General features: G+C 57.4%; 15 protein-coding genes and 2 pseudogenes. 8 read left to right on the top strand and 9 right to left on the bottom strand.

All coding sequences use genetic code 11. The annotated features are described in order from the left end of the window. Position 1: 1 nt before the first annotated feature. Together cobA and AC3WK5_RS13185 are read left to right on the top strand one after the other, a co-directional pair. A complete protein-coding gene (cobA, locus tag AC3WK5_RS13190) occupies positions 2-841 on the top strand; it encodes a uroporphyrinogen-III C-methyltransferase (protein WP_103315257.1) in 840 nt (279 codons plus the stop codon). Next, positions 838-2331 (top strand): cytochrome D1 domain-containing protein, encoded by a 1494-nt coding sequence (locus AC3WK5_RS13185; protein ID WP_103315256.1) that lies wholly within the window; start codon positions 838-840, stop codon positions 2329-2331. The genes cobA and AC3WK5_RS13185 overlap by 4 nt, the downstream gene beginning before the upstream one ends. 17 nt (positions 2332-2348) lie before the next feature. Here AC3WK5_RS13185 and AC3WK5_RS13180 read toward each other — a convergent pair. The 7 genes and pseudogenes from AC3WK5_RS13180 to moaC form a co-directional block, all read right to left on the bottom strand. After that, positions 2349-2453: pseudogene (locus AC3WK5_RS13180) on the bottom strand (short-chain dehydrogenase); the annotation flags it as partial. A gap of 16 nt (positions 2454-2469) precedes the next feature. Next, positions 2470-3858: an oxygen-independent coproporphyrinogen III oxidase gene (gene hemN / locus AC3WK5_RS13175; RefSeq protein ID WP_054596839.1), complete on the bottom strand. Its 1389-nt coding sequence runs from the start codon at positions 3856-3858 to the stop codon at positions 2470-2472. Positions 3859-3860: 2 nt separating this feature from the next. Next, entirely contained in the window at positions 3861-5228 is a 1368-nt protein-coding gene (locus AC3WK5_RS13170) for an oxygen-independent coproporphyrinogen III oxidase (RefSeq protein WP_103315255.1), read from the bottom strand. Positions 5229-5347: 119 nt separating this feature from the next. After that, positions 5348-5791 carry a CopD family copper resistance protein gene (locus AC3WK5_RS13165; protein WP_054596837.1) on the bottom strand — a complete coding sequence of 148 codons (444 nt, stop codon included), beginning with the start codon at positions 5789-5791 and terminating at the stop codon, positions 5348-5350. A 54-nt stretch (positions 5792-5845) separates the two neighbouring features. Beyond that, complete coding sequence (gene moaE, locus AC3WK5_RS13160) at positions 5846-6292, bottom strand: molybdopterin synthase catalytic subunit MoaE (RefSeq protein ID WP_103315254.1); 447 nt, start codon at positions 6290-6292, stop codon at positions 5846-5848. A 4-nt stretch (positions 6293-6296) separates the two neighbouring features. Further along, the gene (locus tag AC3WK5_RS13155) at positions 6297-6542 is read right to left on the bottom strand and encodes a MoaD/ThiS family protein (protein WP_054596835.1); all 246 of its coding nucleotides are present in this window, start codon (positions 6540-6542) and stop codon (positions 6297-6299) included. After that, positions 6539-7012 (bottom strand): cyclic pyranopterin monophosphate synthase MoaC, encoded by a 474-nt coding sequence (moaC, locus tag AC3WK5_RS13150; RefSeq protein ID WP_054598297.1) that lies wholly within the window; start codon positions 7010-7012, stop codon positions 6539-6541. Before moaC ends, AC3WK5_RS13155 begins: the two co-directional genes overlap by 4 nt. 228 nt (positions 7013-7240) lie before the next feature. Here moaC and AC3WK5_RS13145 point away from each other — a divergent pair. Continuing rightward, a pseudogene (locus AC3WK5_RS13145) lies at positions 7241-7537 on the top strand (integrase core domain-containing protein); the annotation flags it as partial. A 15-nt stretch (positions 7538-7552) separates the two neighbouring features. On the opposite strand, the gene AC3WK5_RS13140 reads toward AC3WK5_RS13145, so the two are convergent. Beyond that, positions 7553-8452: a proline iminopeptidase-family hydrolase gene (locus tag AC3WK5_RS13140; protein ID WP_054596834.1), complete on the bottom strand. Its 900-nt coding sequence runs from the start codon at positions 8450-8452 to the stop codon at positions 7553-7555. A gap of 90 nt (positions 8453-8542) precedes the next feature. After that, positions 8543-9304 carry a LuxR family transcriptional regulator gene (locus tag AC3WK5_RS13135; RefSeq protein ID WP_103315253.1) on the bottom strand — a complete coding sequence of 254 codons (762 nt, stop codon included), beginning with the start codon at positions 9302-9304 and terminating at the stop codon, positions 8543-8545. A gap of 182 nt (positions 9305-9486) precedes the next feature. On the opposite strand from AC3WK5_RS13135, the gene AC3WK5_RS13130 reads away from it, so the two are divergent. Genes AC3WK5_RS13130 through AC3WK5_RS13110 form a run of 5 tightly spaced genes read left to right on the top strand, consistent with a single transcriptional unit; the run spans position 9487 to position 14130 of the window. Beyond that, the gene (locus tag AC3WK5_RS13130; protein WP_103315252.1) at positions 9487-10374 is read left to right on the top strand and encodes a proline iminopeptidase-family hydrolase; all 888 of its coding nucleotides are present in this window, start codon (positions 9487-9489) and stop codon (positions 10372-10374) included. 3 nt (positions 10375-10377) lie between these two features. Next, positions 10378-11325, top strand: coding sequence for an ABC transporter permease (locus AC3WK5_RS13125; RefSeq protein WP_054596831.1), 948 nt, complete (start codon positions 10378-10380; stop codon positions 11323-11325). After that, entirely contained in the window at positions 11322-12179 is an 858-nt protein-coding gene (locus AC3WK5_RS13120; RefSeq protein WP_103315251.1) for an ABC transporter permease, read from the top strand. Before AC3WK5_RS13125 ends, AC3WK5_RS13120 begins: the two co-directional genes overlap by 4 nt. Continuing rightward, on the top strand, positions 12176-13162 hold the full coding sequence (locus AC3WK5_RS13115) for an ABC transporter ATP-binding protein (protein WP_103315250.1): 987 nt from the start codon (positions 12176-12178) through the stop codon (positions 13160-13162). The genes AC3WK5_RS13120 and AC3WK5_RS13115 overlap by 4 nt, the downstream gene beginning before the upstream one ends. Continuing rightward, on the top strand, positions 13159-14130 hold the full coding sequence (locus tag AC3WK5_RS13110) for an ABC transporter ATP-binding protein (RefSeq protein ID WP_103315249.1): 972 nt from the start codon (positions 13159-13161) through the stop codon (positions 14128-14130). The genes AC3WK5_RS13115 and AC3WK5_RS13110 overlap by 4 nt, the downstream gene beginning before the upstream one ends. Positions 14131-14150 lie beyond the last annotated feature (20 nt).

Raw genomic sequence — 14150 nt, 5'->3', positions numbered from 1 at the left:
CATGCATCCATCGATTATTTTACCGGCTGCACTTGAGTCCCCGTTCAGACCGGGCGAAGTTGCCCTGGTCGGCGCCGGCCCCGGCGATCCACGCTTGCTGACCCTGCGTGCCTGGAGCCTGTTGATGCAAGCCGACGCCGTGGTTTACGACCGCCTGATCAGCCCCGAGCTGCTGACGTTGATCCCCCTCACCTGCGCCCGGCATTACGTCGGCAAGGCAAGCGGCTGCCACAGCCTGCCCCAGGAACAGATCAACGAACTACTCGCCGACCTCGCCGATCTGGGGCAGCGCGTGGTCCGGCTCAAGGGTGGCGACCCGTTCATATTCGGCCGTGGCGCCGAGGAGTTGGAGTATCTGCTGCAACGTAACATTGATTGCCAGGTGGTCCCCGGCATTACTGCCGCCTCCGGGTGTAGCGCTTACGCCGGCATTCCGCTGACCCATCGGGATCTGGTCAACTCCTGCCGTTTCATCACTGGGCACCTGCAACGCGATGGAGAGTTGGCACTGCCCTGGAGCAGCCTGGCAGACAGCACTCAGACCCTGGTGTTTTACATGGGGTTATCGAACCTTGGGATTATCGCGCAGCGCTTGATCGAGGCCGGAATGCCCGCCGACACGCCGGCGGCGCTGATCAGCAACGGTACGCGGCCCGACCAGCATGTTGCTCGAGGCAGGCTGCACCAGTTACCGACCCTGGCGCAGGATTGCCCACCTGGCATTCCGACGCTGACGGTGATCGGCAAAGTGGTTGATCTGTTCGCTACTCAACAACAGGAATACCCGGCGCGTTTTTACCCCGCCCCAGCGCTGCAACGCCACCGCAAGGTGGCGATATGAGGCGGATGCTGCTTGCCCCATTATTGTGGATCGGTCCGGCTCATGCCGGTGCGGCGGTTCCGCCCTCCGACGCGGCCGCCAACCTCTACCAACAGCATTGCCAGAGCTGCCATGGCGCCAACCGTTTCGGCGGTGCGGGGCCGGCCTTGCTGCCGGAGAGTCTGAGCCGGATCAAACCTGACGAAATCCGCAGCGTTATCCAGAACGGTCGCCCCGCGAGTCAGATGACCGGGTATGCCAACGTGTTCAACCCCACGCAGATCGACGCGATGGTGGATTACCTTCAGCAACCACCCGCCACCCCTCCCACCTGGAGTAACGATGACATTCGCGGCAGTCATTCCATTCTCGCCGATATCAACAAGCTGCCCGACACTCCTCAGCATGGCGCCGATCCACTGAACCTGTTCGTGGTGGTCGAAGCCGGCGATCATCACATCGACATCCTTGACGGTGACCGTTTTGAAGTGCTGGCACGGTTTACTTCGCGCTTTGCCGTGCATGGCGGGCCGAAGTTCTCGCCGGATGGACGTTTCGTCTACGTGGCCTCTCGCGATGGCTGGATCAGTCTGTATGACTTGCACAACCTGAAACTGATCGCCGAGGTCCGCGCCGGGCTCAACACCCGCAACCTGGCGGTGAGCAAGGATGGCCGCTGGGTACTGGTGGGCAACTACTTGCCAGGCAATCTCGTGGTGCTCGATGCCCACGATCTGTCGCTGGTCAAAACGATCCCGGCGATCGGTCAGGACGGTACCGCGTCGCGGGTCAGCGCGGTGTACACAGCCCCGCCGCGTAACAGCTTCATCGTCGCACTCAAGGATGTGAAGGAAGTCTGGGAGCTGCCCTGCGCCGGCACACCGGACTTTGAACCGCGACGGATCAAGGCAGAGGATGTGCTGGACGATTTTTCCTTTTCACCGGACTACAAGCAACTGCTGGCCACATCGCGCAAAGCCAAGGGCGGCCAGGTGATCGACCTCGACAGTGGCAAGGTGGTCACCGACATTCCGCTGCCAGGCATGCCGCACCTGGGGTCGGGGACGTATTGGAAACGTAACGGTGAGTGGGTGTTCGCCACGCCGAACATCAGCAAGGGCCTGATCTCGGTCATCGACTTCAAGACCTGGAAACTGATCAAGGAAATACCGACCCTGGGGCCAGGATTCTTCATGCGCAGTCATGTCAATTCGCGGTATGCCTGGACTGATGTATTTTTCGGTCCCGACAACGATGCGATTCACCTGATCGACAAACAGACCCTGGAAATCGCCCACACACTACGCCCGATGCCCGGCAAGACCGCCGCCCACGTCGAATTCACCCGCGACGGTCGCTACCTGCTGCTGAGTATCTGGGCCACCGACGGTGCGCTGATTGTCTACGACAGCAACACTCTCAAAGAGATCAAGCGCCTGCCGATGAACAAGCCCTCGGGCAAGTACAACGTCGGCAACAAAATCGAGTTTGCCGAGGGCACTTCACACTAGACCTTGTGCCGATCGCTCTACCCCAAGGTGTAACCGTTGTCGACTTCCCAGCCCTGACCGTAGACACCCCGAGCACCTTGGGACAGCTGAAAAACAACCACGTTGGCCACCGCTGACACGTCCCCGGTGCCGGGGAGTTCAAACGGTGCGTGAAAACCGGCCTTTTTGATCACCGTCCAGATAGGCGTCAAACGCCATCGCCGCGCTGCGCATCATCAAATGCCCATGGGGCAACAACACCAACGCATCTTCGTGAATCTCCAGCAATCCATCGCGAACGTGCTCGTCCAGTTGCATCAGCGCATCGGCAAAGTACTCGGTAAAGCAGATGGCATGACGCGTTTCAAACTTGCCGAAGTCGATCCGGCCATGACACATCAGATCGCTGATCACTTCACGGCGAAGCTGATCGTCGGCGCTCAAGCGGTAACCTCGGTGGACCGGTAACAAGCCTTGATCCAGTCGTGCGTAATACTGCGAAAGCTCCTTGACGCTCTGGCTGTAGCTATCGCCGACCTTGCCGATCGAAGACACCCCGAGACCGATCAAATCGCAGTCGGCGTGGGTGGAATATCCCTGGAAATTACGCTGCAACGTGCCATTGGCCCGGGCCAACGCCAACTCATCGTCCGGCAAGGCGAAATGGTCCATGCCGATATAGACATAACCGGCCTCGGTCAGACGGCGGATAGTCAGTTCAAGCAACTCCAGCTTGCGCTCAGGTGGCGGCATATCGGCCGGACGAATCAGCCTTTGCGCGCGCACCAGCTCCGGCAAATGGGCATAGCTGTAGGCGGCAATCCGGTCCGGGCGCAACGCGATGATCTTGCCGAGGGTGACGTCGAAACTGTTCACGGTTTGCAATGGCAGGCCGTAGATAAGATCGACGCTGATCGACTTGAATTGCGCCTGACGCGCAGCAGCGACCAGTGCGTAAATTTGCCCTTCACTTTGCTGACGATTGACCGCGGCCTGCACATCGGGATCGAAGTCCTGCACGCCGAAGCTCAGGCGATTGAATCCCAACCGACGCAGCGACTGGATCTGTTCAGTGCTGATGGTGCGAGGGTCGACTTCAATGGAAAACTCATGGTCATCGCTATCATCCATGTCAAATGCCTGGTGCAGACAGTCCATCAGCTCAGCCAGCTGTTCACTGGTCAAATAGGTCGGCGTGCCACCACCCAGGTGCAGTTGTGTGAGTTTGCGGGTGCGGTCGAACAAGGCGGCTTGCATCACGATTTCGCGCTTGAGATACGTCAGGTACTCCTCGGCGCGGTGGGTTTTCCGGGTAATGATTTTATTGCAGGCGCAGTAATAACAAAGGCTCTTGCAAAACGGGATGTGGATGTACACCGACAGCGATTTTGGCGTTGCCGCCTGGTTGCTGTCCGAGGCGGCACGCTGATAGTCATCGACGGCGAACGCCTGATGAAACTGCGGCGCAGTCGGGTAAGAGGTATAGCGCGGCCCCGGGCGGTCATACTTTTCGACCAGGGCACGATTGAAATCAAACGAGATTGTCATAATCAATCCACTCGCAATGGGGGTTCATGCCCCGCACTGCCCGAATCCTTTTCAAACAGGTTGCAGATGGCATCCACGTGCGGCCGACCGGCCGGAAGAATACTGATGAAACGATCAGACAACTCAATCAACCCGTCACGGGTCAATTGCTCCAGCACAGGCCAGACGGCGGAAAAGTACTGACGAAAAATCAGTCCATAGCGCGTCTCGATTGCCTGGATATCCAGCTCCAGATCACATGCCAGGCGCTCCACGACCATGTGCCTGACCTGATTCCCTGTCTCACAGCGCCAGCCACGGCTAGTCGGCAATTGATCCATGTCCAGTTGCTGCTGATACAGCTCCAGCTTGTCGGTGTTTTGCGCATACAAATCGTCGATCTGACTGATAGCGCCCAAGCCGAACCCGATATGGTCGCAATATCCGTGACGGGTAAACCCCTCACTATTGCGACGTAATCGGCCGCGCTCCTGAGCAATCGCCAAATCGTCATCGGGCCGGACAAACTGCCCCAGCCCAATGTAGTGATAACCGGCACCGATCAACTGTTCAAAACAGATCCGGCGCATGGCGCCTTTATCTTCCTCGCTGCAAAATGCCCTGATTTTGTCTGCGGCCTTTGGCCGATGGCGTTGAGGTGGCCGGGCATAATCAAACACCAGCAGCCGGTCCGGCTCCAGTTCGATGATGGTTGCCAGTTTCAGCGCAAAACTTTCTGGCGTCTGCCAGTCATGGCCATAACCCAGATCGACATTGATGGATCGATAACCGAAGGTACGAGCGGCATCGATAAGCGAATGGATCGGTGCCGGGTTCTGGTAGCAGGCCACCGACATCGCGCTGTCGGCACCGATGTCTGGAACTCCGATGCTGACATGGTTGAATCCCAGATCACGCAGCACGCCCATGGTCGACCAATCGGTATGGTGAAGGTCCACTTCTACGCTGTAGTCAGCGCACTCATGTCCAAGAAAGTTGAATCGACCACGAAGGTGATTCATCAGCCGTCTCAAGTGGGCGATGGCAGGTGTTCCGCCCCCCAGATGAAACTGCTCGACCCGCTGTCCGGTCCCCAGGTGACAACCGACGAGGTCGATCTCATGTTGCAGACGCTGAAGATAGTGTTCGACACCACTGTGTTCGCATGAAATATCGCGAGGGGAACACAAGGAAGGCTTCAGGTTAGAAGGCAGTTGCACATTCAGCGACAGCGGACGGCACTTCTGTCGGCTGACGCGCAATGCACGAAGCAAATCCAGAGAGCCGATACCGTCATGGAACTTTTCAGTGTCGACATGGCAGTTGGGATCGAGCACGCCTTGATCGCACCGAGCGTTCGGCTCGCCGGGGTTGTGGAATAAATTGAGCATGACGGGTCTCAGAGACTGGCTGCGGACCGCCAGTGTCGGGGTTTGGCGATCAATGCTCCTTGATTTGTATCAAGCGCGAGCAAGGTGCTTGTCGCGCAACAGACACCCGGTACGTACAGTCACCACGTCAGGTAAAACATCCACTTGGCCAACAGTACGATGACGACCATGTGGCAGAACAGGCTGCCATGGATGAAATGCAGGTATCGAGCACTCATTCGGCCACTTTTGAACAAAAACATGGCGACCAGGAAATGCAGCAGTACGCTGACGGCCACCACGATCTTCAACATCAGCAATGTGCCGAATGATGAGCTCATCGGCGTTGCAAGGACCGGCAAATAACGCAGCCAGACCATCCCCAGCCCGGCGCCGAACAATACCAGCAGAACCCATGGAATCAAGGTGCGGGCACGTCGACCGATCCCCTGCTCGACCAGCAACATGACCTTGACGGGCAGTTGCTTGCGGATGCTTTCAAGGAACAGGACTTCGAAGAACACCGTGCCGATAAAAATCAGTGCGGCAAACAGATGCAACGTCACAAATAGCGGATAGAGCATGGGATTCTCGCTCTCAATACAGCTGAACACGATTCACTCACAGCGAGGGAAACGTCAATCCCATCGTTGCGCCGCCTCGCGATCACTGTTGCGAGCCTCGACCCAATGGGAACTCTCGGCCGTCTGTTCTTTCTTCCAGAATGGCGCGCGGGTTTTCAGGTAATCCATCACGAACGCGCAGGCCTCGAAAGCCGCCTGACGATGACTGCTGCTGATGCCGACAAACACAATAGGCTCTCCCGGTTGCAACGCTCCGATTCGATGGATCAACACCAATCCAAGTAACGGCCAGCGCTGTCGGGCTTCATCGGCGATCTTGCCAAGCACCTTTTCGGTCATCCCGGGGTAATGTTCAAGAAACAGGCCGGCGACTTCCCGTCCGACGCTGGAGTCACGCACATACCCTACACAGCTCACCACCGCGCCGACATCAAGACTCAAAGTATGCAGCGTGTTGATTTCAGTACCGGGGTCGAAGCTGCCTGTCTGGACTCGAATCATCGATTCAGCCTCCCGTTACGGTTGGGAAAAAACCCACTTCATCACCGTCTATCAACGGCTCATCGAGCCCACACATGTCCTGGTTGCGGGAACACATGAGGTTCTGTTCGGCCAGCACCCGCCAGACACCGGAACGATGTATCAGGTGCTGACGCAACTGATCGACAGAAGTGAAATCACCTTCAATCGTTTCATCGTCACGGCCCAGCGTTTCGCGGTACCGCGAGAAATACAAAACATTCAGCTTCATTGTTCCAACGCCTGATACCAACCGCTTTTACCACCCCGTTTCTCCAACAGCCGCACCGATTCGATACTCATGCCCCGGTCCACGGCCTTGCACATGTCATACAGGGTCAAGGCCGCCACACTCGCGGCAGTCAGTGCCTCCATCTCGACACCGGTCTGTCCAGACAACTTGCACCGAGAAACAATGCGTACGCGTTGGTCACCTTCAAAACTCAACTCAACGTTAACACTGCTCAAAAGCAGCGGATGACAGAGCGGAATCAACTCGCTCGTGCGTTTGGCCGCCTGAATGCCAGCGATCCGCGCTACCGCAAAGACATCACCTTTAGGGTGAGCACCACTGGCAATCAGTTGTCGGGTCTCGGCAAGCATATGAACCCATGCCTCAGCCACTGCTTCTCGGGACGTCACGTCTTTATCCGTAACATCGACCATTCGTGCGCGTCCCAGTGAGTCGAGGTGAGTCAGCATCAATTCAGTCATAAGCGATAAGCCTTGCGCTACCAACAGTCGGTTTCAGCGCAGAATACAGAGCGGGTCGACACATACGGTTGACGTCAATCAAGTAATCCAGACAAGGCCATTGCTACAACCTTGCGTAAATCTGGACGAACGTATCGTTCCTCGTCTTGTCAACTTCCATCCAGCCTGCAGGTCGTCCCATAAACATCTCGATCAAAAATGTTGCGACGACCGGTTGAATCCGCCCAGTATGCGAGTCGTTTATTTCGCCAGCGGCTCTGGCGTTATCGCATGCCCCACAGCATGAGTCGCCGGGGAGATTGCTGGGACAATGCGTCGATGGAGCGGGTATTTCGGAGTTTGAAAACCGAATGGATACCAACCACGGGCTACCGAACGGCCCAAGAGGCCCAACGCGATATCAGTCATTTTTTGATGCATCGGTACAACTGAATTTGGCCCCATCAATTCAACGGTGGGCTGGCACCCGCTCAGGCCGAGAAAAAACTTAACGTCGTGTCCGGGATCAGTTGACCACTACACCCCCTCTTACAAACATTCATCCAAGAACCTCACCACAGTCCCCATACAAGCCATCCGCTCTTCGACATGGGGCATATGACTAGAGTTTTCGAACAGTGCCCAGCGAACATCCGGAATGTGATCCAGGTAGGGTTTGACCACGGTCGGGGTCGCTTCATCGTAGAGGCCAGAAATCAGTAGGGTCGGCACGCTGATTTGCCATAGCCGATCAATGATGGTCCAGTCTTTCATGCTGCCGATCACATGAAATTCGGTGGGGCCGTTCATGGCGTGATAAACGGTAGGATCGGCATCGATCTGGGCAAAGGTGCGGGAAACCTCTCCTGGCCACGGAGTAACTCGGCAGACATGGCGATCATAAAAGACGCGTGTTGCCTCAAGGTACTCGGCAGATTTCAAAGTACCGGCCCGTTCATGCTTAAGGAGGGTTTGCTGCACGTCGTAAGGTAGAAGCAGGCGTAAGCGGTGAGCTTCACGGATCCAGACACCCATATCCGCCGGGGAGTTGGCGACAATCAATGCCCGCAGCCCCGTAGGCCGAAGTACCGCATGTTCGCTGGCCAGCATTCCACCCCAGGACTGCCCCAGGAGTGCGTAATTGTCGCTAATGCCGAGATGATCCAGCAGATTCTCCAGCTCATCGAGAAACAACGCTACGTTCCAGAACGAGGAGTCTTTTTCCGGTAGGTGGGTGGAGCGACCATTGCCCAGTTGGTCGTAATGAATTACTGGATATCCACTCGTGGCAATATCCTTGAAAGCGTCAACGTAATCGTGCGTGCAGCCCGGACCTCCATGCAGGATCACGAGTGGAGTGCGGCCATCGCCGAGGTCACCAGTAATGCGATACCACGTCCGATACGGGCCAAAAGATGCGAAGCCTTCGCGTATTCCGATAAATTCCATTTTGTGTGCCGCCCCTGAAAACCATACGGCACACGATAGCGGGAGCGAAGCCACGAAATAACTAGAGAAAAAGATAGGTTTTGCCCTATTTCAGCTATCGAGCAACCGATAGTGCGTAGCCCGAACCACTGACTGGACCCGATTCTTGGCACCGAGCTTATGCATGGCCGAGGTCAGATGCAGGGTGATGGTGGCCAATGAGCGATTCAGTCGAGTGGCGATCTCAACGGTGGTCAGGCCTTCAGCCGCCCAACTCAAGCACTCACGCTCGCGCCTGGTCAGGCGGAACGGGCTCGCACGAACTTCCTTGTTGAGCAGTGGATAGGCCACTTCTTGCAGGGAATGAGAAATCAGACTGAAGTCTCCCAGCGTCTGACGGACATCCTGTAATGCACTTGCGGAACTGTCTGAACGCAGGCCTGTCAGGGTAGCGAAGCCGCCTTTGGGTAGATGAATCGGCACAGTCACACCACAAGTCATCTGAGAGTCCTGCAGATAGCTCACCACTGGCGCATGACTCTGGCCGATGAACGACCGCAGTATGGTGTCGGCATCTCGCTGATAGGACCAGACAAAGGGTGAAACAGCATTCACCGCCAGATGTTGGACAGGGTCGATTTGGTAGTAGCCCTCCCCACACCAGAGCGAATACCAATCACGGGGGGTATTGCGCAGTTTGAGCACCGAAGGCGTAATCAGCGCGCCCTCATGGTCCAGCGGCACAGGACTGTAGTCGTAAACCAGGGCGTCGAAGCCCAGCTCCTTGACCATCAGCAACGCATTGTCCATCTGTTCGTCCAGATTCCTGCCGGACAGAAGACGACTATTGAAGTCGGACAGCTTGGTCTGCATCCATTCAGCTCCCTTATTAATTTCAATCCTGAAATCGGGCAAGTAGAATGCCACGCTTGGGCGAGGGACTGCCAGACAAACCTATAAGAATTGCTAGCTTATGGGGTCTCGGTTCCTCCAGTAGAATTGGGACGACGGCGTCGTATACCCGGCACGGCTGACATTTGACAGGGAGAGTAACAATGTGGCGTGAGATCGAGCCGGACCAGCGATATACCGTGGAGGTTGATGGCCACAATCTGGCGGTTTATGGCTTCGGTGACGGCCATGAGGTGCTGTTCTGCCTCAATGGCGGCCCGGGCTTGCCTTGCGATTACCTACGTGATGCTCACGGTTGGCTCAAGGACAAGGGCTTGCGCGTCATCGCCTTTGATCAACTGGGCACTGGTGCATCGGCCAAGCCTGTCGACAAATCTCTGTGGGACATTACGCGTTATGTCGCGGAGGTGGAAACCGTCCGCGAAGCCCTCGATCTGGGCGTAATACACCTGCTTGGGCACTCATGGGGCGGCTGGTTGGCGATCGAATATGCCATTCATCACCCCCAGTCGGTGAAAACCCTGATTCTGGAAAATACCGCCGGCGATATCCCGCACTTGTCCCAGGAACTGGAGCGTCTGCGCGGTGCCCTAGGCAGCGAAACTGTGGCGATGATGCAACGCCATGAAGCCTTGGGCACCCTCAACCACCCCCAATACCAGGCGGCCATCACACTGCTCAACTATCGCCATGTCTGCCGCCTGGACGAATGGCCTGCGCCGTTGGCACGCTCCCTGAGTAACTGGAACATGGGGCCTTACGTGACGATGCAGGGCCCTAACGAGTTTCTCTACACCGGCAATCTCAAGAACTGGAATCGCATCGAGCAGATGATCGATTTCGACATGCCGGTGCTGATCACTACCGGCCAGCATGACGAACAGACGCCGGCCTGCGCGATGCGTATGAAAATGGCGCTCAAGGATGCCGAGCTGCATGTTTTCCCCAATAGCAGCCATATGCCGTTCTACGAAGAGCCTCAAGCCTATTTCCCGGTGTTACTGGACTTCCTGCAGCGCCATCGGAGCTAGCCAATGAATCTGGCGCGCTATCGTTTCATCCTGTCCCGTCCGCTGCAGTTGTTACCGGTGCTGTTTGGGATCAGCGTGATCACCTTTGTGCTCGTGCGTTCGATTCCTGGCGACCCGGCTCGGGCACTCTTGGGCTCACGCAGCACGCCGGATGCGCTGATCAGGATTCGTGCTCAGTACGGTCTCGATCAGCCGCTGTGGATGCAATATTTCTTCTTTCTCAAGAACCTGTTGAAGGGTGACCTCGGCCAATCGCTGCTCTATAAGGTCGATGCCCTAAAATTGATCAGTACCCGCATTGAACCCACCCTGTTCCTGGTACTGGGCAGCGTGTTGCTGGCGTTACTGATCGCCGTGCCTCTGGCAACGGTGGCCGCACGCAACAAAGGCGGCTGGAGCGATAGCCTGATTCGTCTGTTCACCACCGCCGGCCTTGGGATGCCGGCGTTTTGGCTGGGAATCATGTTGATACTGCTGTTCAGTGTGCAACTGGGGTTGTTTCCGGTCTCGGGTTATGGACGTACCTGGCTGGACAAGCTGCATCACATGCTCCTGCCGTGCCTGACTATTGCCTTGGCGCTGTCCGCGGTTCTGGTGCGCAACCTGCGAGCCAGTATGCTCATGGAGTTACAGGCCGATCATGTCACCGCGGCTCGGGCCCGCGGCTTGCCCGAGGGGGCGGTATTTCGGCGACACGTGCTACCCAACTCGCTGGTGCCAGCAATCAACCTGCTGGCGGTGAATATCGGCTGGTTGATCAGCGGTACGGTAGTCATTGAAAGTCTGTTCGCCATTCCCGGTATCGGCCAATTGCTGGTGCGTGGCATTTTCACCCGTGACTACATGGTGGTGCAGGGAGTCGCCATGGTGCTGGCCTGTGCCACCGTGGTAGTCAACTTCCTAGCCGACGTGGTAACGGTGGCGATCGATCCGCGGGTGAACATGCGATGAGCAGCCAGGTCATGATTCCAGGCTGGTGCTTGCGCCTGCGTTTCAGCGTGCGCAACGGCCGTCTGGCTATCGTGTCGGGGCTGGTGATTCTATTTGGCTGGCTGTTGCTGGCGCTCTTCGCACCATGGGTCGCGCCTTTCGATCCGATCGCCCAGAACACCGATATCCGCCTGCTGGCGCCGAGTCTGGTGCATCCGTTCGGCACGGATAATTTCGGCCGTGACATTCTTTCCCGAGTGATCTGGGGAGCCCGCATCGACCTGCAGATATCGGTTATAGGAGTGGTTTTCCCTTTCCTGATCGGCACCTGTATTGGAGCACTCTCCGGCTATATCGGTGGCCGCTTCGACACGATCTGCATGCGCCTGATCGATATCATCCTGGCCTTCCCCTTTTTGGTGCTGATGTTGTCAATCATGGCCATTCTCGGGCCAGGCTTGAGCAGCTTCTACGTTGCTATGGCCTTAGTGGGCTGGGTGTCCTATGCACGGTTGATCCGTTCACAGATCCTGGTGCTCAAGGAAAGCGATTTCGCCTTGGCAGCGAAAAGCCTGGGGTTCGGCCATGGACGCATTCTGTTTCGGCATCTGCTGCCCAACGCCTTATTCGGCTCGATCGTGTTTTCCATGTCCGATGCGGTGCTGGTATTGCTCAACGGTGCAGCGGTCAGTTACCTCGGTTTAGGGGTTCAGCCACCTACCGCCGAGTGGGGTACGATGGTCGCTGAAGGTCAGAGTTTTATCACCAGTGCCTGGTGGATCTGCACCTTCCCTGGGCTGGCGATCGTCACCCTGGCAATGGGTTTCAGCCTGCTGGCCGACGGTGTTGCCGAACACCTCGGAGAGCGCTCATGAGTACACCGGCGCTGCACGTCGAGGAGCTCAGCGTGATCGCCCATAACGGTGAGCGCGACGTCACTCTGGTAGATCGCTTGTCGTTTGACCTGGCCGAAGGCGAAATCCTCGGTCTAGTCGGCGAAAGCGGTTCAGGCAAGACTATGGCCTGCCGCGCCTTGATGCGTCTGCTGCCATCGCCAAGCCTGCGGGTCCAGGGCAAGGCCGTGCAGCTTGCCGGTAAGAATCTGTTACAGCTGGACGAAGCCGGAATGCGCGCCATACGTGGTCGACGGTTGGGGATGATTTTTCAGAATCCCAGCAGTCACCTTGATCCGTTAATGCGTATCGGTGAGCAGATTGGCGAGGGTATTCGCCTGCATCAGGGCGCGTCCAAACGTGAAGCGCGGGCACAGGCCATCGAGGTGCTGCGTCAAGTGGGCATTCCCGACCCGCCGCGGCGGGTCGACAGTTATGCCCATGAGTTTTCCGGCGGCATGCGTCAGCGGGCGATGATCGCTGTGGCATTGGCTTGCAACCCCCAGGTGCTAATCGCTGACGAGCCGACCACCGCTCTGGATGTCACTGTGCAGGCACAAATTCTGCGCCTGCTACTGGACTTGCGCGACCAACGCGGTTTGTCGATCATCTTGATCACCCATGACTTGGGTGTCGTCGCCCAAACCTGTGATTCCATCGCAGTGATGTATGCCGGTCGGCTCTGCGAGCACGGTAGCAAGCATGAACTACTGGTTCGACCGCGGCATCCCTATACGGCCGGCCTGATCGACTGCCAACCCGCCTCCAGCGTCGGCCATGCCATGCTCAGGACCATCGCCGGCCAGCCTCCTCTGCTGGATGCGTTGCCCTCCGGTTGCCGCTTCAATCCACGCTGCCTGCAGCAAGGCAGCCAATGCACGATGTTGTTGCCGGATTTACAAATCATGGCTGAGGGGCAGCGGGTAGCCTGCCATTACCCGCTGACTGCGGCAGGTCAGTTATGACGCTGTTGCAAGTGAAGGATCTGCAGGTGCGCTTCGCCGCTCCCGGCAGTGGCCTGTTCAGGATGAACAGGCAATGGGTGAATGCAGTCAACGGTGTATCGCTAAGTCTGGCCGCAGGGGAAGTTCTTGGGTTGGTGGGGGAGTCGGGCAGTGGCAAGAGCAGCCTTGGCCGGGCCATCTTGCACCTCAATGATATTGCCGCCGGGCAAGTACTGTTCGATGGGGTCGACATGGCCCTAGGCGGGAAGATCAACATCGAACGGCTGCGGCGCGAGACCGCCATGATATTCCAGGACCCTTATGCTGCCCTTAATCCGCGGCTGAGCATCGGTGAAACCATTGCTGAGGTACTGCGGGTGCAACGCAAGGTCGCTACACCACTGATTCCCCGCCGAGTCGATGAATTGCTGACACAGGTCGGTCTGCGGTCGGAGCTGGCCAGCCGCAAGCCCGGCTCGTTGAGTGGTGGCCAATGCCAACGTGTAGGTATTGCCCGGGCGCTGGCCATCGAGCCGCGGCTGATCATCGCCGACGAATGCGTGGCCGCTCTGGATGTTTCCATCCAGGGACAGATCATCAACCTGCTGCTGGAGCTGCGCCAGCGCATGAACCTGGCGATTCTGTTCATCGCCCACGACCTGGCAATCATTCAGCGATTGTGTGATCGAGTAGCGGTAATGTACCTCGGCCAGATCGTTGAAGAGGGCCCAGTGGAGGCCGTATTCAGCTCCCCGCGCCATCCTTATACCGCCGCATTGATCCAGTCCATTCCGAACATCAATCCGACTCGCCCGTTGCCGAGCATGCCCCTGCCGGGTGAGCCGCCCAGTCCTTTGAATCGTCCATCCGGTTGCGCCTTTCACCCACGCTGCCAGCATGCGCAACCCATCTGCGCCGAAACGCTCGCGCCAACCCATAACCTCAAGGGGCACCGCTACAGCTGCGTGCTCGGAGAGCCGTTGTTATAGAACCAACACATTCATCAAGA

The sequence above is a fragment of the Pseudomonas sp. FW306-02-D09B genome (assembly GCF_058782685.1).
Note: the sequence above shows the minus strand (reverse complement) of the source record. Positions and strands in the feature narration are given on the sequence as shown.

Excerpts from the sequence above, each read along its gene's own strand:
- AC3WK5_RS13130 (WP_103315252.1), top strand. The coding sequence starts at position 9,487 with ATGTGGCGTGAGATCGAGCCGGACCAGCGATATACCGTGGAGGTTGAT.
- AC3WK5_RS13140 (WP_054596834.1), bottom strand. The coding sequence starts at position 8,452 with ATGGAATTTATCGGAATACGCGAAGGCTTCGCATCTTTTGGCCCGTAT.
- AC3WK5_RS13115 (WP_103315250.1), top strand. The coding sequence starts at position 12,176 with ATGAGTACACCGGCGCTGCACGTCGAGGAGCTCAGCGTGATCGCCCAT.
- AC3WK5_RS13110 (WP_103315249.1), top strand. The coding sequence starts at position 13,159 with ATGACGCTGTTGCAAGTGAAGGATCTGCAGGTGCGCTTCGCCGCTCCC.
- AC3WK5_RS13135 (WP_103315253.1), bottom strand. The coding sequence starts at position 9,304 with ATGCAGACCAAGCTGTCCGACTTCAATAGTCGTCTTCTGTCCGGCAGG.
- AC3WK5_RS13125 (WP_054596831.1), top strand. The coding sequence starts at position 10,378 with ATGAATCTGGCGCGCTATCGTTTCATCCTGTCCCGTCCGCTGCAGTTG.
- cobA (WP_103315257.1), top strand. The coding sequence starts at position 2 with ATGCATCCATCGATTATTTTACCGGCTGCACTTGAGTCCCCGTTCAGA.
- AC3WK5_RS13155 (WP_054596835.1), bottom strand. The coding sequence starts at position 6,542 with ATGAAGCTGAATGTTTTGTATTTCTCGCGGTACCGCGAAACGCTGGGC.
- AC3WK5_RS13170 (WP_103315255.1), bottom strand. The coding sequence starts at position 5,228 with ATGCTCAATTTATTCCACAACCCCGGCGAGCCGAACGCTCGGTGCGAT.
- hemN (WP_054596839.1), bottom strand. The coding sequence starts at position 3,858 with ATGACAATCTCGTTTGATTTCAATCGTGCCCTGGTCGAAAAGTATGAC.
- moaE (WP_103315254.1), bottom strand. The coding sequence starts at position 6,292 with ATGATTCGAGTCCAGACAGGCAGCTTCGACCCCGGTACTGAAATCAAC.
- AC3WK5_RS13165 (WP_054596837.1), bottom strand. The coding sequence starts at position 5,791 with ATGCTCTATCCGCTATTTGTGACGTTGCATCTGTTTGCCGCACTGATT.
- AC3WK5_RS13185 (WP_103315256.1), top strand. The coding sequence starts at position 838 with ATGAGGCGGATGCTGCTTGCCCCATTATTGTGGATCGGTCCGGCTCAT.
- AC3WK5_RS13120 (WP_103315251.1), top strand. The coding sequence starts at position 11,322 with ATGAGCAGCCAGGTCATGATTCCAGGCTGGTGCTTGCGCCTGCGTTTC.
- moaC (WP_054598297.1), bottom strand. The coding sequence starts at position 7,012 with ATGCTGACTCACCTCGACTCACTGGGACGCGCACGAATGGTCGATGTT.